The sequence below is a fragment of the Alishewanella tabrizica genome (genome assembly GCF_014652375.1).
GTDB classification, from domain to species: Bacteria; Pseudomonadota; Gammaproteobacteria; order Enterobacterales; family Alteromonadaceae; genus Alishewanella; species Alishewanella tabrizica.
This window is the reverse complement of sequence record NZ_BMYR01000002.1, coordinates 133590-151855: the sequence shown is the minus strand read 5'-3', so window position 1 is coordinate 151855 and position 18266 is coordinate 133590. Positions and strand designations below refer to the sequence as shown.

General features: G+C 45.6%; 16 protein-coding genes. 6 read left to right on the top strand and 10 right to left on the bottom strand.

Annotated elements, in window-relative coordinates; all coding sequences use genetic code 11:
• Positions 1-102: 102 nt before the first annotated feature.
• Complete coding sequence (locus IE070_RS03075; RefSeq protein WP_189480356.1) at positions 103-828, bottom strand: SIMPL domain-containing protein; 726 nt, start codon at positions 826-828, stop codon at positions 103-105.
• 1096 nt (positions 829-1924) lie between these two features.
• Between IE070_RS03075 and IE070_RS03070 the strand changes: the two genes are divergently transcribed.
• Positions 1925-2536: an outer membrane beta-barrel protein gene (locus IE070_RS03070; protein ID WP_189480354.1), complete on the top strand. Its 612-nt coding sequence runs from the start codon at positions 1925-1927 to the stop codon at positions 2534-2536.
• A gap of 293 nt (positions 2537-2829) precedes the next feature.
• On the opposite strand, the gene IE070_RS03065 is transcribed toward IE070_RS03070, so the two are convergent.
• From IE070_RS03065 to xerD, 7 genes are all read right to left on the bottom strand, one after another.
• Positions 2830-3390: a DUF805 domain-containing protein gene (locus tag IE070_RS03065; protein ID WP_189480352.1), complete on the bottom strand. Its 561-nt coding sequence runs from the start codon at positions 3388-3390 to the stop codon at positions 2830-2832.
• Positions 3391-3732: 342 nt separating this feature from the next.
• Positions 3733-4623, bottom strand: coding sequence for a YghX family hydrolase (gene yghX / locus IE070_RS03060; RefSeq protein WP_189480350.1), 891 nt, complete (start codon positions 4621-4623; stop codon positions 3733-3735).
• Positions 4624-4996: 373 nt separating this feature from the next.
• Positions 4997-6517 carry a lysine--tRNA ligase gene (gene lysS / locus IE070_RS03055; RefSeq protein ID WP_189480348.1) on the bottom strand — a complete coding sequence of 507 codons (1521 nt, stop codon included), beginning with the start codon at positions 6515-6517 and terminating at the stop codon, positions 4997-4999.
• A gap of 38 nt (positions 6518-6555) precedes the next feature.
• A protein-coding gene (prfB, locus tag IE070_RS03050) for a peptide chain release factor 2 (protein WP_189480345.1) occupies positions 6556-7654 on the bottom strand; the annotation gives its coding sequence in 2 pieces (ribosomal slippage) (positions 6556-7578 and positions 7580-7654; 1098 coding nt in all).
• 199 nt (positions 7655-7853) lie between these two features.
• Positions 7854-9587: a single-stranded-DNA-specific exonuclease RecJ gene (gene recJ, locus IE070_RS03045; protein WP_189480343.1), complete on the bottom strand. Its 1734-nt coding sequence runs from the start codon at positions 9585-9587 to the stop codon at positions 7854-7856.
• Between the two features lie 12 nt (positions 9588-9599).
• On the bottom strand, positions 9600-10331 hold the full coding sequence (dsbC, locus tag IE070_RS03040; RefSeq protein WP_189480341.1) for a bifunctional protein-disulfide isomerase/oxidoreductase DsbC: 732 nt from the start codon (positions 10329-10331) through the stop codon (positions 9600-9602).
• 18 nt (positions 10332-10349) lie between these two features.
• Positions 10350-11279 carry a site-specific tyrosine recombinase XerD gene (gene xerD, locus IE070_RS03035; protein ID WP_189480339.1) on the bottom strand — a complete coding sequence of 310 codons (930 nt, stop codon included), beginning with the start codon at positions 11277-11279 and terminating at the stop codon, positions 10350-10352.
• Between the two features lie 226 nt (positions 11280-11505).
• On the opposite strand from xerD, the gene fldB reads away from it, so the two are divergent.
• Together fldB and IE070_RS03025 are read left to right on the top strand one after the other, a co-directional pair.
• Complete coding sequence (gene fldB / locus IE070_RS03030) at positions 11506-12021, top strand: flavodoxin FldB (protein ID WP_189480337.1); 516 nt, start codon at positions 11506-11508, stop codon at positions 12019-12021.
• A 245-nt stretch (positions 12022-12266) separates the two neighbouring features.
• The gene (locus IE070_RS03025; protein ID WP_229796916.1) at positions 12267-13259 is read left to right on the top strand and encodes an alpha/beta hydrolase family protein; all 993 of its coding nucleotides are present in this window, start codon (positions 12267-12269) and stop codon (positions 13257-13259) included.
• Here the strand turns inward: IE070_RS03025 and IE070_RS03020 are convergent.
• A complete protein-coding gene (locus tag IE070_RS03020) occupies positions 13256-13981 on the bottom strand; it encodes a tRNA1(Val) (adenine(37)-N6)-methyltransferase (RefSeq protein WP_189480333.1) in 726 nt (241 codons plus the stop codon). The two genes, IE070_RS03025 and IE070_RS03020, sit on opposite strands and share 4 nt — an antisense overlap.
• Before the next feature lie 75 nt (positions 13982-14056).
• Here IE070_RS03020 and srmB point away from each other — a divergent pair, with 75 nt between their 5' ends.
• From srmB to IE070_RS03005, 3 genes are all read left to right on the top strand, one after another.
• A complete protein-coding gene (gene srmB, locus IE070_RS03015; RefSeq protein WP_189480331.1) occupies positions 14057-15277 on the top strand; it encodes an ATP-dependent RNA helicase SrmB in 1221 nt (406 codons plus the stop codon).
• A gap of 219 nt (positions 15278-15496) precedes the next feature.
• A complete protein-coding gene (locus IE070_RS03010) occupies positions 15497-16552 on the top strand; it encodes a S66 peptidase family protein (protein ID WP_189480329.1) in 1056 nt (351 codons plus the stop codon).
• A 171-nt stretch (positions 16553-16723) separates the two neighbouring features.
• Positions 16724-17761, top strand: coding sequence for a hypothetical protein (locus tag IE070_RS03005; RefSeq protein WP_189480327.1), 1038 nt, complete (start codon positions 16724-16726; stop codon positions 17759-17761).
• Between the two features lie 9 nt (positions 17762-17770).
• Here the strand turns inward: IE070_RS03005 and IE070_RS03000 are convergent, their stop codons facing one another.
• The gene (locus IE070_RS03000; protein WP_189480325.1) at positions 17771-18241 is read right to left on the bottom strand and encodes a GNAT family N-acetyltransferase; all 471 of its coding nucleotides are present in this window, start codon (positions 18239-18241) and stop codon (positions 17771-17773) included.
• Positions 18242-18266: the final 25 nt, after the last annotated feature.

The window sequence follows — 18266 nt, the reverse complement described above, 5'->3', positions numbered from 1 at the left end:
CACCAGGTAGTAATTAAAGTTTCATAACGCCGCCATAATTTGCCTGAAGCGCAGCAAAAGGCGGTCAAAATGATGGCTTTGTTACAAATTTTGGTCCGATAACTACTTCAATTCATAAATGGCGGTTATTCGTTGGCCAACCTTGATAAACTCAGGGACAGCCATTATCAATTCCATTCCATCGGAACCAGAATCCATAGCAAAAGCATACGACTGAGGGCGGTACTCCAAAGAGAAAGTAGCATATGCTTGGCCGAAATTTTCTTCTGTGGTAATGCCATAAACACTTTTTACCTTCCTTGACTGAGCTGTAGCAAGAGCGTCTGCTTTTTTCCTTGCTTTAAGGCTAAGATCCACAACCATTTTTTCTTTGTATTCATCCTCTTTCGTCGTTTCAAAGAGTGCAGCAATATTTTGAACGCCATCTAATCTAATCAGTTGATTCATGGGTCTTGGGTATTTTGTGAGATCGACCACTCGTAAACTAAATCCCTGTTGAACTTCATACCCCAAGATGTCTAAGTTATATGCACCATCCTTCCTAGCGCGCTTGGTGCTTTTATCGACCTGCGTAGACTCTAGGTTGGAAATAGGGATTTCGTTACTCTTTATAATTTCTAACATTTGAGCAGAATACTTGGTTAATTGCTCCATTGCTTTATCAGACGATTCATCATACGCAAGGATACTGAAACGTACTTTAGCCAAGTCTGGCTTTACTTCTTGCTCCAACTTTTCCGTAACAATAACGAACGGAAATTCTGGTACCGGATTAGCATAAACTTGTAAAGAAAGAACCAACGATAATGCTAATAAAACTGATCTCATGAGTGAACCCTTTTTGAGTTGTAACAGTTATTATCTAAACCTCTCAGTAACATCCTAAAGGCAAAATTAATTCATGCCTATAAGTTTACAGAAAATAAATGACTTGAGTAGCCAGTTAAGCACTTAATTCACTTTTAATTTACGATATTACTAAGAAGTCTTAGTAACATCTCATCTCTAAATCGTATATAAACGTTTAAAATCAGAAATTTAGGATGAATTCCATCCTCCTTGTTATCAGTTATTACAGAGACTTCTCAGAAATGACGCGATCATTAAAACCGAAAGCCTAATTGACCCAGCCGCTATTCCTAAAATTCCATTAGGCAGGCTATTTAAACAGCCACTTCATTAAGGCTTAGGAAACCTAACAGTATGTCCGCATTTGCGGTAGAGCTAACATTCGTGTGGAAATTTTGGTGCAAGGGCAATATGTGCTTTTTACTGTAAACTGAAATTGCACTTACAGGTTTGTTGAGCAACTGGTGGTAAGCAGTCAGTGTTCTTGGCGGTAAATTGGAGTGAAGTTCGACATCTTACTGGGTTCTTGTCTATTCTCATCGACAACCATCAACCATCAATAACCCATCAAAAAACTAGTTAGCTGTGTTATATTTTTTCTCAACTGCAACTTAGTAAACAGGCCAATTTTATATCGCTAACGTGAGCTCAAATCGGCAATAATCTCATTCCATTTTTATTGTGGATTTTGGTGTACTTTCCAAAAATATAACGGACACCCAACCTAAGCCTCGAAATAAGCTCTTGATAATAAATCACTTAACATAAACGGAATCTATCTTTATCCCGGACGAGCCATAGCTTGAAGACATTATTTAAATAGACGCTAAAATGCTGTGCAACATCAAAGAGCTTACCGCGGCTAGCGCCTCGACCAAAACGCGCCAGCCTTGTCCATCAGCCCGCAAACTACGTTCTTATGTTTTTATTTTTTAACAAATAAAACTTATTTGTTTCATTATTAATTGTGCATATAATGCGTTGCCACTTGTTTTGTGGCTTGGAATTAAGAATGTGCGAAATGACTGTGCAACCTTGGCATGGTGCTGAGGTATTTAAAGGGAGAACATAAAGGATGAAAAAAACAATCTTAGCAACGTTGTTGCTCAGCATCTGTGGTTTAGCAAGCGCTGATGTCAAAAACACCTATGATTTCGTAGATGTTGGTTATACCGGTGTAACATATGATGAAGTCGACCTAACCTTAAATGGTTTTGTCATTGAGGCATCAAAGCTGATTAGCGAGAATGCGTTTGTAACAGGCCAATGGAGCTCCGTTGACGATTCAGGCATAGAGACAGGTTTAGCTTATGACATTAATATCGATCAATTCAGATTATCGATCGGTTATCGTCATGGTATTGCCCCCTCAACCGACTTATATGGTCAGCTGGGTTATGTCCGGGAAAAGTACAACGAAAATCTCGAATTTCAAGGCATACCCTACTCTGAATCAGACAGTAATGATGGCTACTTACTGAAAGTAGGCTTAAAACATAGTTTTGGTCGATTTGAAGGCGGTATTTTTGCTGAACACCTTGATGGCGGCGGCAGTGAAGTTGATGCAACAACCTTAATTGGTGTTGATGCGCGAATTAAATTCACCAACCGTTTCCACGGTGTCGCCTCTTATGCAAAAGAGAGTGACATTGCAATTTACAAAATTGGCGTAAGCTACGCCTTTTGATGCTTTTGGCTGGGAAGTTTCTGATTTCCCAGCCTAAACGCCCCGCCTATTTGGTGACTTGAATAACCGCTACAGGAACACTGAAACTGATAAAAGCACCATGATGGCGTGCAGCTTGGTAAAACAATAACCATATTTTTAACAGCATGAAAATCTAACGTGTTCACCATCAACAAAACAATCACTCATATATTGGCATTACTTTAAAAACAACTATCCGTTAGCGTCAAACATGGTTTATCAACATTACCAACTTATAAGATTGAGTAAGGTGGTGTTTTAGCTAACTACATTTAATGATCGGTTTTTTCGGCATTCTCGACAGTTGCCTCAATGGTTTTTGTTGGATAGGTTAAAAAATATAACAGCACTAAAATCCCGCCAACCGGCGCGAAACTGATTAACTGCCACCACGGATTTAGGCCCGCATCTCGTAATCGGCGAGTGCAGGCCGCAATCCAAGGCAATAATACAAGGAGTGAGACTAACTGAAGTGGCAGTGGCCCCAGCGCTTCGGCAATAATAGATGCCAGCGCCAAAAGCATCATCATCGCCAGAACAAACCACCAGAAATCTGAACGTTTAGTAACGCCAGAAAACTCTAGGCCTCGGAGCGTCTCTGTTTTTATCGCAAAAACCGCTTGCTGACTGGGTGTGATTTCAGCAATAAGCAAAGTGTCTGCCGGAACTTCAAATACTGCAGCCAACGCCCGCAACGATTCTGTAGAAATTTTGGCACCCGATTCAAGGCGTTGAATAGTGCGTAAATTTAAACCACTCAGGTTTGCTAATTGTTCCTGCGACCATTGACGAGCAGCTCTAAGTTCACGAAGCCGAGTACTGTTGATATACATAAAAAAATCTCTCGATTACACTTGCCACTAATCTTACTACCCGCTTGTTAGTTTAGTAACGATCTGGCTACGACAGTGACCCGCCACGCCCCCGACTTCAGGCAATTAACCCGTAGTATAGAGAAAAATCAGCAGGCTGCAGCTAAATTCTCTGCGGTTACCAGCCAGATTAGCTTTGTGAGTGAGTGAGTGAGTGAGTGGATGGGTGAATATCGCAGGAAAGGCTTCAGCGGGGTTAGCATACTAGAGCAGCGGCATCGCTATTTGGGTTAAGGCTTTTCTGGATAATTAAGATCACACTGCGGTACAGCCAGCATACCGCAGTATTGGTGCGCTGCTGAACTATGTATTCAGATATTGGCCAAACCAATCCAAAGTCCGCTGCCAAGCAAGCTTTGCTGCTGCTTCATCGTAGCGTGGCGTGGAATCGTTATGAAAACCATGAGAAGTACCAGGATAAAAATGCGCTTCATAGGTTTTATTGGCCGCTTTTAGTGCTGCTTCAAAGGCGGGCCAGGTCGCATTAACATTAGGATCCGTTTCGGCGAAATGATACAACAAGGGCGCGTTAATGGGGGCAACGGCGGCAGGATCAGCTTGTCGGCCATAAAAAGGCACCGCACACGCTAATTCTGGATAGGCAATGGCTGCCGCATTCGACACACCGCCGCCATAACAAAAACCGGTTATGCCAATTTTATCGGTAGTAAGCTCACTGGCTTTTAGAAATTCGATTGCAGCAAAAAAGTCATTCATCAGCTTTTGTGGATCCACTTGCCGCTGTAACGCCCGACCTTCTTCGTCATTCCCCGGATATCCGCCTACCGAGCTTAAACCATCTGGTGCCAACGCCACATAACCCGCTTTTGCAACCCGCCGCGCCACATCTTCAATATAAGGATTTAGGCCACGGTTTTCATGCACCACCACCACGCCACCCACTGGCTTATCTAACTTAGCAGGATGCACTAAATACCCTCGTACTTCGCCATGGCCATTGGGCGAAGGATAACGGATATAGGTGGCCACTATCTCAGGATCGTTAAAGGAAATTTGCTGTGCCAACGCATAGTTTGGGCTGAGCGCCGATAACACCGCAATAGCCGTCATCCCGCCTACAGCATACTTGGCTGCCCGTTCCAGAAAATCACGGCGACTCAACTTACCATGTACGTAAAAATCGTAGAGCTCTAACAGTTCAGGACTAAAATCGGCGGCAGTTAAACGGGGCATGCGGCACTCCTTGAATGAGGATTATTTTTAGACTAATTATTTTTGCAATGACACGATCCGGTTGCTTTTATAAAGCAGCTTGGTATCAATACAGCCCATTAGCCGCAATAGATTAAAAAGCTGCATAAATTGCATGATAAAGTAGCTTTAACCTATACCATATGCTGTTATCAGTAAAACCATAATAGGAATTCTTGGCAATGAATATGCGGTCTGGTCAGAGTGACAATTAATGAGTAACAAGTAGCAAGTAGCGCTGAATTATTGCGTCAGTATGAGAGGATTTTACTTATAACGCAGGCGTTTTAATCCGCTTAATAAAAAGCCGAGCTTAGTGCATACACCAAGCCCGGCTTTTTAAACAGATTAGCGATTACTTTTCGTTATGTAAACGCATATGCGGGAACAAGATCACATCGCGAATTGAAGCGGCATCGGCTAACAGCATGACTAAGCGATCGATACCAATGCCTTGGCCAGCAGTTGGTGGTAAACCGTGCTCCAGTGCGGTAACAAAGTCTTCGTCGTAGAACATGGCTTCGTCATCACCCGCATCTTTTTGCGCGACTTGCTCGCGAAAACGCTCAGCCTGATCTTCAGCATCGTTTAGCTCGCTAAAGCCATTACCCAGCTCACGACCACCGATAAAGAACTCAAAGCGGTCGGTGATCTCTGGGTTATCGTCGTTACGACGGGCCAGTGGTGAAACTTCGGCTGGATATTCAGTAATAAACGTTGGGTGACGCAGCTTGGTTTCGACCAGCTCGTCAAACACTTCCATTAAAATACGGCCATGTCCATAGTTAGCTTTTACTTCAATCCCTAAAGACTTAGCCAGTGCCGCCACCGCTTCACGGGTATTCAATTGCTCGATCGTTAGCTCAGGGTTATAGTGCAGAATTGATTCAGTCACCGACATCCGCGCAAACGGCTTACCAAAATCAAACACTTCGCCCTGATACGGCACTTCCGTGCTGCCCAGTACATCCAACGCTAAACCACGGAATAACTTTTCAGTTAAATCCATTAAATCGTTATAGTCGGCATAGGCCCAGTAGAACTCCAGCATAGTAAATTCTGGGTTATGGCGGGTTGAAACGCCTTCGTTACGGAAGTTACGATTTAACTCAAATACCTTTTCAAACCCACCGACCACTAAGCGCTTTAAATACAGCTCGGGCGCAATACGCAGGAACATTTGCATATCCAATGCATTGTGGTGTGTTTCAAACGGCCGTGCTGAGGCACCACCTGGGATCGCTTGCAGCATCGGGGTTTCTACTTCTAAAAAGCCGTGATCGTTAAAGAAACGACGGATATAAGCCACCGTTTTGCTACGCACTAAAAAGGTTTTGCGTGATTGATCGTTGGAGATCAGATCTAAATAACGCTGGCGGTAACGCGCTTCGTTATCGGTTAAGCCGTGGAATTTATCTGGCAGTGGGCGTAGCGCTTTGGTTAATAAACGAATTTCACTAGCCCATACCGTTAACTCACCAGTTTGGGTTTTAAATAAATGGCCTTTTACACCAACGATATCACCCAAATCCCACTTTTTAAACTGGTCGTTATATAGGCCTTCTGGCAGGCTGTCGCGCGCCACATACACCTGAAACTTGCCGCCCATATCTTGCAGTGTACAAAAACTGGCTTTACCCATAATACGGCGCGTCATAATACGGCCGCCCAGGCTAACTTCAATCTTAGTCGCTTCCAGCTCTTCTTTGCTCAGGGCATCATACTTGGCATGAATTTCATCAGAAATATGCTCGCGACGAAAATCGTTTGGAAAGGCAATACCTTGTTCACGGATAGCCGCTAGCTTCTGTTTTCGCTCAGCAATCAGTTTGTTAACATCCTGAATTTCTTCATGTTGAGTATGCTGTTCAGACATTTTTTGATTCCTGAGTGAGTATTTAATTAAGTTTAAAATTACAGGCCGGCTTTTAAGCTGGCTTCGATAAATTTATCCAGATCGCCGTCTAGCACCGACTGGGTATTACGGGTTTCGATACCGGTACGTAAATCTTTAATGCGCGAGTCATCTAACACATAAGAACGAATTTGACTGCCCCAACCGATATCCGACTTGGTATCTTCCAATGCTTGTTTCTCGGCATTTTGCTTTTGCAGCTCAAACTCATACAGTTTGGCCCGCAGTTGCTTATAGGCGTTATCGCGGTTTTTATGTTGCGAGCGATCGTTTTGACACTGCACCACAATATTGGTCGGTAAGTGGGTGATCCGTACCGCAGAATCTGTCCGGTTTACGTGCTGACCACCGGCACCTGAAGCGCGATAGGTATCGATACGCAAATCGGCCGGGTTAATTTCGATTTCGATATCATCGTCAATTTCTGGCGACACAAACACCGAGGCAAAAGAGGTATGGCGGCGGTTACCCGAGTCAAATGGGCTTTTGCGCACTAAACGGTGCACACCAGTTTCAGTACGAAGCCAGCCATAAGCGTATTCGCCGGTAAATTTGATGGTACAGCCTTTAATGCCCGCCACATCACCGTCGGTGACTTCATACAGCTCTGGCTTAAAGCCTTTATCTTCACCCCAACGCAGATACATGCGCATCAGGATACTGGCCCAATCCTGCGCTTCGGTACCGCCCGAGCCAGATTGAATATCCAAATAACAATGGTTTTGATCATTTTTACCCGAGAACATACGGCGAAATTCTAGCAATGCTAATTGCTTTTCAAGATCGGCCAGCTCGGTTTTAGCTTCTTCAAAGGTGTCTTGGTCTTCGGCTTCAATCGCCAGTTCAAGCAAACCCGATACGTCTTCTAAACCTTGATCCAGCTTGTCGATAGTGCCCACCACTTGCTCTAACGCTGAGCGTTCTTTACCAAGGGCTTGTGCTTTATCCGGGGTATTCCAGATGGCCGAGTCTTCTAGTTCGCGAGAAACCTCTTCTAAACGCTCTTTTTTGCCATCATAGTCAAAGATACCCCCGAAGCACATTAGTGCGTTCAGTCAGATCTTTAATACTGTTATAAACCGGATTTACTTCAAACATGCTGTGGCTGACCTGTAATGCGACACAAAAAATTGGCGCGGATTATAACAAAAAAACTGCCACTAAGGGCAGTTATTGCGCAGAAATTTGCATCTTATCGAGATGCAACAAGCCGCAAAAGTGCTGCTGCGACCACGTTTTACCCTCTTTAAGTACATTAGGGCGCGTTGACGTTTGGTCGTTGTTTTTGCGGTGGGTCTTAGGTCAGCGCTTCCATATGCCTAACAATTAATTGCAAGCTCTGTTGCTCGCGATATTCGTTAATATCTAACTGATACGCCAACCTTACACGCTGTACATTCACATTGGGCCACGCTTTGTTGTCAGCATTAAACCAGATGGCGTCGACCAGCTTACCGCCTGGCCCTTGTAACATCAGCTTTAAATGACGATCTGCCAGCATCTTTTGGTTGAGGAGTTTAAATTCACCATCAAATACCGGCTCAGGAAAGGCTTGCCCCCATGGACCGGCATTTTGCAGCAATTGTGCGAAATCCAGCTCAAAACAACTGTGATCCAGCTCGCCATCGCTAAAAATAATGGCTTGGAGCTGCTCAGCAGTCAGGTATTTTTTGGCGGTAAACCCCAAGGCGACTTTAAAGGTTTCCAGTTTTTCTTCCGCGATGGTCAAGCCAGCGGCCATAGCATGGCCACCAAACTTTTTAATTAAGCCTGGGTATTGGCTAGCAATTTCTTCCAATAAATCACGCATATGCAGGCCAGGGATTGAACGCGCAGAGCCTTTTAGCTCACCATTGTCGCCCTGCGCGAAGGCAATAGTGGGCCGATGAAACTGCTCTTTAATACGCCCGGCTAAAATACCAATAACCCCTTGATGCCAATCAGCCCGATATAAACACAGGCACTCTGGCAAGCTACTGCCATCAAAGGATAACTGGCTTAAAAACGCTTGCGCTTCTACTTGCATACTTTGTTCAATGCTACGCCGTTCGCCGTTTAAGGCATCTAACTCTGCCGCATATTGGCGTGCTAACCCTAGGTTAGGCGCCAGCAAACAGCTTATACCCAATGCCATATCATCCAAGCGACCAGCGGCATTTAACCGCGGCCCCAGCGCAAAACCAAAATCGCTGGCAGTAAGTTTAGTCGCATCGCGATTAGCCACATCAATTAGCGCCTGAATACCGGGGCGGCATTTGCCAGCACGAATCCGCATTAAACCTTGATGCACTAAAATGCGGTTATTGCTATCCAGTGGCACCACATCGGCAACCGTGCCAAGCGCCACTAAATCCAGCAGTTCCGCCACATTAGGCTCGGGTAGATTATGCTGCTGAAAATAGCCCTGATCGCGAAGCGCGGCTCGCAGTGCCAGCAACAGATAAAAGGCCACACCCACACCAGCCAGTGCTTTACTAGGAAAGTCGCATCCCGGCTGATTAGGATTAACAATAGCATCCGCTGCCGGTAATTCGGCACCTGGTAAGTGATGGTCGGTAACCAATACCTTTACCCCGGCGTTTTTCGCTAAGGCTACGCCCTCGATTGCCGAAATGCCGTTATCCACGGTGATAATCAATTCGGCGCCTTGCGCTACCACAATTTCAGCCAGTTCGGGCGTTAAGCCGTAGCCATACTCAAAGCGGTTGGGGACCATATATTCAAGGTACTTAAAACCAAAGGCTTTTAAACCACTCATCAGTACGGCGGTACTGGTTGCGCCATCCGCATCAAAGTCACCCACAATAACGATCCGTTGTTGCTGTGTCAGAGCATCGATCAGCAAAGCCGTTGCGCTAACCATACCTTTTAGCTGACTAAAAGGCAGTAATGCGCCCGCATTGCGCTGTAATTCGTTATTACTCCGTACACCACGGCTAAGGTAGAGGCGCTGTAAAATAGGATGCAAGGCGGGATCAAGCACGCTTTCGCCCTGTGGTAATGGCCGTCGATTAATCTGTTTTAGCAACAACGCGATAACTCCTTAACCCGCTTTCAGTTGTTCCAACATCGCGGCAACCGGCATATATCCCGGCACTAACTGACCGTTTGGCATGATGACCGCTGGCGTACCCGTTACCCCAAAAAACTGCCCCAATTCATAATGGTTGGCAACCGGGTTTTGACACATGGCTTTGGCAACGTTTTTATCGTCTTTCGCGTTATCCATGGCACCTTGTTGATTTTTAGCGCACCAAATGTGCTGCATTTGTAAGCCCGTCTCTGAGCTAACACCCGCACGGGGGTAAGCAAGATAACGCACGGTGATACCGGCTTTTAGATAGTCTTTCATCTCTGAGTGTAGCTTGCGGCAATAACCACAGCTGGGATCAGTAAATACGTGCACCACATATTTTTCGTTAGGGGCTTTGTATTCAATCATACTGGCTTTTTGCTCAGCCAACTTGTCGACAATAATGGGCGCCATTAATTGATCTTTTAAATTGGTGGGCACTTGTTGACCGCGCACTTGCTGCCAATTTTGCAAATCCAGTACATTACCCGCAATTAAAAACCGGCCATCATCCGACATAAAAAAGAGTCCACGATCCGTCACCACTTGGGATACCCCAGTCATAGGAGAGGCGCTGACTTGTTGTACCTTCAATCCCACCTGATCTAATGCTGCAGTAATTTTTGCCTGATCGGCAAACGCCATAAAAGACAATGTACTGGCGACAATACTTGCGGTTACCGTGTTAACAATTTTATTCATATGAGTTCCTAATCTGCATTATCCGCGCGGATGATGCTGTTGATGCAGTTGCTTTAGCCGAGCCTGAGCAACATGGGTATAAATTTGCGTCGTGGATAAATCACTGTGCCCCAATAACAGTTGTACCACGCGTAAGTCAGCGCCATGGTTCAATAAATGCGTGGCAAAGGCGTGCCTTACCGTATGTGGCGACAACGTTGCCTGAATGCCCGCTACTTTCGCATAAAACTTAATACGGTGCCAGAAGGTTTGCCGGGTCATTTCTTGCTGGCGATTACTGGGAAACACCACATCCTGATCATTGCCCAATAAGGCTGGCCGTACTTCACGCAAATAGCGCGTTAACCAAAACTGCGCCTCTTCGCCCATGGGCACTAGACGTTCTTTGCGGCCTTTCCCCAATACCCGCACTACGCCTTGATTAATATACAGCTGCTGCATGGTTAGGCTTACCAATTCAGTTACTCGTAATCCCGTGGCATACAGCAGTTCTAGCATCGCTTTATCACGAAATTGAATCGTATCGGTTAAGTCAGGCGCTGAGAGTAATGCATCTACATCGGCTTCAGACAGGGTTTTAGGCAAACTAGAGCCTATTTTCGGGTTAAGCAAGTGTTCAACCGGATTTGCGGCCACCGCCCCTTGCTGATGCCAATAGCGATAAAATCGGCGCAAACTGCTTAATAAGCGCGAGGTACTCCGTGGATTAAAGCCTTTATCTATACGCTCGGCTAAATAGCCATTGATATCATTGGCACTGACGGCCAATAACGATAACTGTTTTGATAACAAATACTGGGCAAAATGTTTTAGATCAGTGCCATAAGCACTTAACGTGTGCGGACTGGCGTCTTGCTCTAAGTAGAGCTGATCTAAGAACTGTTGTATGTGTGCTAAGGTGCTGTCAGGTAGCACCATCGAAGACGCACTCGAAGGTATAATGCTCATAGCAAGCTTTTAAAATCTGGATAGCCTTATAGTAACGGATTTACTGGGCGAGTAACAGACTTCAACCGTGTTTTGCACCTCACTGTATCCAAATCCAAGCTCGCCCCTAATAGCCGTTCGCAGTTAAGACCGCTAAGCTCGCATCTTTAGGGTATTTGGGTATAAAATACTGACAAAGTGAATAAGATGCAGTGTTTAAGATGCAATACTTAAGGTGCAGTGTTTAATGAAAATTGGCTTATTTTACGGTTCAACCACCTGTTATACCGAAATGGTCGCAGAGAAAATTCAGGCACTGATTGGGCCTGAATTGGTGGCATTACATAACTTAAAAGATACGCCTCTGGACGCTATGGCGCACTACGATATGCTGATTTTAGGGCTGTCTACGTGGGATTTTGGCGAAATTCAGGAAGATTGGGAAGCGCACTGGCCTGAAATCAATCAAGTGGATTTAAGCGGTAAAATTATTGCGCTCTATGGTATGGGTGATCAAATTGGCTATGCCGAGTGGTTTCAGGATGCGCTTGGCATGTTACACCACGAAATTGCACAACAAAACGTAAAACGCGTGGGGTTTTGGCCCAACACAGGTTACGACTTTATTGCTTCTAAAGCTTTAACTCCAGATGGTGAGTGGTTTTATGGCTTAGCACTGGACGACGAAAACCAATATGAACAAACCGATGCTCGGTTAGCACAATGGATTGAGCAAATTTTGTTGGAGTGTGCCGACGTATAATGCCGGTATCGTGCCCCAAAATAATCGCTTAGCGATTTAGTTGCTTAGCGATGGCGTTCTTGCGAACGAAGCAAACCTTTATTGCCTTTCCAGCGTATTGCTTATTACTATCAATGGCGAAGGTTAACTCCTCTACTATGTTTGCTTTTTTTTCCTTAAACAGATTAAGCTTTTCACGCAAATTGTCTCGTGTATTAAGACAAAAACCCTTTTGCGCCGGCCTCTCTAGCCTTTTTTTATTGTTTGTGTTTATCGGCTGTGCACAAAAACCCGCGCCCGATCATACCCTTTGGCAACAGCAATTACAGTTACCCTCAGTTGTTTATGCCGAACAGGTCACGCAGCGCTTATCGCAACGGGTTACCGAGATCGATTTTAATTGGCTCGATACCCGCCGCGACCGCCAAGTACCGGCACTCTTGTTTAAACCTGTAGGACGTCAAAAAGCCAAAGCATTAATCGTTTTTTCGCATGGTTTAGGGGGGTCAAAAGAGCGTTACGCCTACCTTGGTCAATATTGGGCCAGTCAAGGCTATGCCAGCTTGCATTTACAGCATGTTGGCAGTGATCGCCAAGTTTGGCGCGGCAGTCGCTTGTTATTACCGTTTCGCTTAATGGATGCCGCTGATGCCAGCGAAGCGTTAGCCAGAGTGCAAGATGTGACTTTTGCGTTGGACCAGTTTCTAGCGTCTGACTATGCTACAGACATTAATCACGAGCACATTATTATGGCGGGTCATTCGTATGGCGCCAATACCGCAATGCTATTGAGCGGCGCCCAAGTTGAACAGAATGGTTCGACGGTGAGTTTAAAGGATCCGCGTATTAAGGCGGCGATTTTAATCTCCGCACCGCCCTTTTATAACAGCCAATCCTTAGTGAGCGTGTTGTCTGATATTCATCTGCCCACCTTGCACATCACCACCACTGAAGACGAAATTCGGGTTCCTGGCTTTTACTCTGCCCCACAAGATCGCTTTGATTTATACGAAGCGATGGCCAGCCACTATAAAATACTGGCTGTATTTAGCGCCGGCAGCCACAATATTTTTTCGGGTTGGCGCCGTAATGCCGAACCGACAGCGCAACAACAGGTGATTAAAGCCGCCACGCAAGCATTATCCACGGCGTTTATCGACGAAGTGGTAACAGGTGATGATCGAGCGATCAGCGCATGGGCACAGCAACATCAGGCCGTGTTAGCCCAGTTTTTGCGCACCGAAAATACTGCAGGTTAAAAGGCTAAATAAAAATCACGCAATAATGCACGATAGGCGGCTGAATACCCGCCGCCAGCATCGTGTATTATCAGCGAATCGTGTTGTATTGGGTCACACCGCTTTGCTACGAGATCCCCTCTTCCCCACCTTTGTAAATAACGGCTAACCGGCTTTTCTGCCTTACTGCGGATGGCACATAATTGCCGACAATACCAGCCTGCGGCCTGCGCGGCTTGCATAAAAACTGCTTGGCTAGCCGCCGGTAATATCAGACAAAACTGCCCATCATCTGCTAATACACTGGAAGCTTTACTGAGCAAGGCGGGAAACGGCAGGGATTGCGTATGTCGCGCTTGTTGTCGTTTTCGATCTGGGCTGACAAGTGCATCTTGAAAAAAAGGTGGGTTTGAAACAATTAAAGCATAACGTTGTGCTGTCTGATAGGTTAGAATATCGCCCTTTATTACAGTAATGGCCTGCGGCCAGGGACTGTGCCGGACATTGTCCGTTGCTTGCGTTGCTGCGGCGTCATCCAGCTCAACCGCGCTGATGGCTAAAGCGCCCTGACTGCGCTGCGCCAGCATCAAACTAATAATACCACTGCCTGCGCCAATATCTAACACAGCGCCGCAAGTGGGTAATTGCGCCCAAGCACCTAATAACAGTGCATCAGTGCCGACTTTCATCGCACAAGACTGATGCGCAATATAGAATTGTTTACATTGAAAACCTGCTGACATAAGCCCTCCACTGCCAGTTTACCCGCAGTTGCTTATAATGTCATAAGGTAAACGCATAACGTTGAGGTACCACAGATGTCTTTTACCGAGTTTCAACTGGATGACGCCCTAAATCGGGCGCTGGATTTGGCAGGTTTTGATCAGCCGACCCAGATCCAACAATTGGCGATTCCTATTGCCTTAGAGGGTCGCGATTTGTTGGCCAGTGCGCCAACCGGTACCGGTAAAACACTGGCATTTGTATTACCGGCTATTCAATATTTACTCGATTTCCCGCGGCGCGATCCTGGGTTTGCCCGTGTACTGGTGATGACACCGACTCGCGAACTCGCGTATCAGGTATACGACGAGTTCAGACAATTTAGCCAGTTCACCACCTTAAATGTTGGTTTAATTACCGGCGGTATTAACTATGGTAGCCATAAAGATACCTTAGAAAAAAATAACGACATTTTGGTTGCCACTCCTGGGCGATTAATTGAATATTTAGACGAAGAAAGTTTTCAAGCTGACGAAGTTGAATTGCTTATTCTTGACGAAGCCGATCGCATGTTAGATATGGGTTTTGTCGGTGAGATGAACCGTATTGTGCTGGAAGCCAAGCGCCGTCGCCAGACGTTGCTGCTGTCTGCTACATTGGAAGGCGCTTCACTTGAGCGTTTTGCCAGCAATGTTTTAAAAGAACCTGAGCGGGTAGAAGCGCAGCCATCGCGCAAAGAAAAAGCCAAAATTTTACAATGGTGCCATCTGGCCGATGATGCTAACCATAAGCTGGCACTATTGATTCACTTATTAAAACAACCCGACGTAACCAAAGCCATCGTGTTTGTAAAAACCCGTGAACGTTTAGCGACCTTGACCGGCCAGTTGGAAACAGCCGGCATTCGCAGCTGCTGGTTACAAGGAGAAATGCCACAAGACAAACGCTTATTAGCGTTAGCACGTTTCACTAATAATCAGGTCCGTATTCTGGTTGCCACCGATGTGGCCGCCCGAGGTCTGGATATTGATGATATTAGCCATGTGATTAACTACGACTTGCCACGCACCGCCGATGTCTATGTTCACCGGATCGGCCGCACTGGCCGCGCGGGCAAAAAGGGCACGGCTATTTCACTGGTAGAAGCACACGATATGGCGGTTGTGGGAAAAATTGAACGCTACACTGAACAACCGTTAAAACGCCGGGTAGTTGACGGCTTACGCCCAAAAAACAAAGAAGCCAAAGTCACGAAAAAAGTGAAAAAACCCGGTAAGTTGGCGGCTAAAAAATTGGCTAAAAAAACCAAGAAATAAGCTTTTCTTCTATGCTCATCCTCGAAGCCGCAGCCAATACTGCGGCTTTTTTATAGGACGTTTTTCTCCTTTTCTATTTGACTGATCATCATCTCGATGGGATGCGTTGCTGGTTTTTGACGTATAGCTGCTGCAATTATTCCAAAATCATGCTATCAATAGGAATAATTTATTACTGCTTAATCGGTGCGTTACTGAGAACAGTTTGAGGAGTTGCCTGTGAACAAACGTCAATTTATAAAACACAGTGCCTTAGCGCTAAGTGTGTTGCCCTTAGTCGGTTGCAGTGTAACCGCAGCAGCTGCCCCAGCAACACCTTTGCCCACACGTATATTGCCCAGAGCGCTCAACAAAGGTGACACCGTTGGCTTAATTGCGTCTTCAGCTGCCGTTGCCGATCAAGAAGATCTCGTCATTGCTAAAGAAGTTTTACGCGCATTAGGCTTTAACGTGAAGAGTGGCCGCTTTTATCAGGAGCGTCGAGGGCATTTAGCAGGACGAGACGAAGATCGTGCTGCCGATTTAAATGCTATGTTTGCCGATCCTGAGGTAAGTGCCATTATCTGTGCTCGTGGTGGCTCAGGTGCAGCTCGCATTTTACCGCTACTTGATTACGCCATGATCCGCCGTAATCCAAAACCGCTATTGGGCTACTCCGATATTACCGCGCTACACAACGCGTTGTTGGCCAAAGCCGGGTTGATCAGTTTTCATGGCCCTAATGGTATTGGCAGTTGGAATGCCTTTAATGTTGATCAGTTTGAGCGGGTCTTTTTTCAACGCGAATTACTGACCTACCAAAATGAGCACGATCCTAAAGGCGAATTGGTGGTGCGAGAAAACCGCACGCGTGTCATCACCTCAGGTAAAGCCCAAGGTCAGTTGATTGGTGGTAATCTTACGGTATTAACCGCTTTAGCTGGAACGCCATACCTACCTGATTTTCAAGATAAAATCTTATTTTTAGAAGATATTGAAGAGCAACCCTATCGAATTGATCGTATGATGAGTACGTTAAAACTGATGGGAGCACTGGATAAAATTAACGGCTTTATTTTTGGCGATTGCAATCGCTGTAACCCCGGTAGTGGCTGGGGCAGTTTAACGCTGGATGAGATTTTCACTGATTTTATTAAGCCATTGGGCATCCCCGCCTACCGTGGTGCCATGATTGGTCATATTCCGAAACAGTTTATTGTACCGGTGGGTGCGAATGTCGAAATGGACGCTGCTGCTGGCACGTTTCGATTATTGGAACCGGTGTTTCAAACATAATAGCGTCTCGCGGCACGCGTTAAAGTGTTTAGTGGTATAGCTCATACCTTAAGTGTTAGAGCTAAGCTATGGCGCTAACCTAAAATACATTTAGCCTTGATCAAAACAATTTAGTCACTTAATATCAACTTTGTAGCGACATTACGCCATGATCATAAGGATACGGCCACTATGCTAGCAAAATTGATTACCTTCGTTTTATGGTTATGTGTGGGCATAATTTCGGTGCTAATAAGTGGTTATCTGGTATTGCTTGCGATTAATTGGCAGGACGAGGCCGCTTCACCAGAGGCCTTGATGTTACAAGGCCTGATAGAAAACCAACCGCACACGGCTCCAGAGCTGAATGGCTATCAATACCTACTACAACAGAGTCACCAGTTAACGGCAACGCATAGCGCGCTATTAACACACCTATTTTCACCCTGTCGTGAAGACACTTGCCATGACACCTTAGTTACACAGCAATCTGAGCTTGCCACTTTACTTGAGCAAGAGCAGGCCATATTGGCGTTTTATGATACGCTGTTAAGGTTTAGCCACTGGCAAGAAGACTTACCGCTAAGCACTACAACCGCCCCTTCTTACAGCGTATTACATTATGCACATCGCTTATATCTGGCAAAGGTTTGGCTTCTTACCCAGCAAGGCGATGTAAATATGGCTCAAACGCTATTGCAACACGATTACCTATTTTGGCGTAACGCCCTAGCCAACAACAGATCGTTGCTAAGTCACGCAGTTACGCATTCAGCCTTAACTACACATTTGCAATTTGTAGAAGGTTTATTACGCCGTTTGACACCAGAGCAGCAACACGTGTTGACACGTAACAGTTGGCAGACGCCATTCGCTACCGAAACACACAGCCTAGAGCATGTGTATGCTGGCGAATGGGTAAATATAAAAAGCGTGTCTGAACCTGCTGCAAGCTTAAATGAGATGACGGAAAACGCTAGTATTGCAGCAAAATTAATAGAACAGCTAATTAAGCCTCTATGGCAACAACAAGCCACACTGAATGAACTTGCCAGTCGTATTCTTAGTTGCACTCGACAGCATGAGAAGCCGCAGCAAAATAGCTTGAATTGGCTCTACAACCCAATTGGCAAGTTGCTAAACGCTAATGCACCTTTTGACTGTGATCTCCGCCCGCTTCATGCTTTAGAACAGCAACGTTTACGTTTATTAGCAAGTTATGCGGGGTAACGGTACTGGCTAGTTATGCCAGTACATAATAGTCACTAAGGTGCCTTCGTAGCGTTCCTGTTTTAATGGCTGCCACCCGAACTGCTGATAGAACTCGGGTTTATCTTCCGTAAATAAATACAGTTTGGTTAAACCCAGCTGTTGTGCCTGCAACATTACCTGTTGCACTAACCATTTGCCTAAACCTTTACCGCGCGCCGCAGGTGCCAGATAAATATTCGCCAGCCAGGGTGACAAGTCCCGATTGGTTTGCATATCGTCTAATAAAATAGAGGCAGTCCCCACCACCTGCTCATCTAACATTAGCACCCAACTCAAAGGCACAGTGCCGTCATTTAATGTTGCGGCTAAATCGCTGGCAAAATCAGCCTCGCTTTTCTCTGGAAAGAGCTCACCCCATTCTTGAAAATGCCACTTGGCTATTTCTGGAATATGCTCAGGGTAATGTTTTAGCAACGTTAATGTGGGTTTATTGCTCATTGAAACAGGTTATCCATATAAGGTA

What these genes read in the sequence shown, in the direction of transcription:
- IE070_RS03065 (WP_189480352.1), bottom strand. Translation starts at nt 3,390, where the DNA reads ATGTATATCAACAGTACTCGGCTTCGTGAACTTAGAGCTGCTCGTCAA.
- dsbC (WP_189480341.1), bottom strand. Translation starts at nt 10,331, where the DNA reads ATGAATAAAATTGTTAACACGGTAACCGCAAGTATTGTCGCCAGTACA.
- yghX (WP_189480350.1), bottom strand. Translation starts at nt 4,623, where the DNA reads ATGCCCCGTTTAACTGCCGCCGATTTTAGTCCTGAACTGTTAGAGCTC.
- fldB (WP_189480337.1), top strand. Translation starts at nt 11,506, where the DNA reads ATGAAAATTGGCTTATTTTACGGTTCAACCACCTGTTATACCGAAATG.
- IE070_RS03020 (WP_189480333.1), bottom strand. Translation starts at nt 13,981, where the DNA reads ATGTCAGCAGGTTTTCAATGTAAACAATTCTATATTGCGCATCAGTCT.
- IE070_RS03005 (WP_189480327.1), top strand. Translation starts at nt 16,724, where the DNA reads ATGCTAGCAAAATTGATTACCTTCGTTTTATGGTTATGTGTGGGCATA.
- IE070_RS03000 (WP_189480325.1), bottom strand. Translation starts at nt 18,241, where the DNA reads ATGAGCAATAAACCCACATTAACGTTGCTAAAACATTACCCTGAGCAT.
- xerD (WP_189480339.1), bottom strand. Translation starts at nt 11,279, where the DNA reads ATGAGCATTATACCTTCGAGTGCGTCTTCGATGGTGCTACCTGACAGC.
- IE070_RS03075 (WP_189480356.1), bottom strand. Translation starts at nt 828, where the DNA reads ATGAGATCAGTTTTATTAGCATTATCGTTGGTTCTTTCTTTACAAGTT.
- srmB (WP_189480331.1), top strand. Translation starts at nt 14,057, where the DNA reads ATGTCTTTTACCGAGTTTCAACTGGATGACGCCCTAAATCGGGCGCTG.
- lysS (WP_189480348.1), bottom strand. Translation starts at nt 6,517, where the DNA reads ATGTCTGAACAGCATACTCAACATGAAGAAATTCAGGATGTTAACAAA.
- IE070_RS03070 (WP_189480354.1), top strand. Translation starts at nt 1,925, where the DNA reads ATGAAAAAAACAATCTTAGCAACGTTGTTGCTCAGCATCTGTGGTTTA.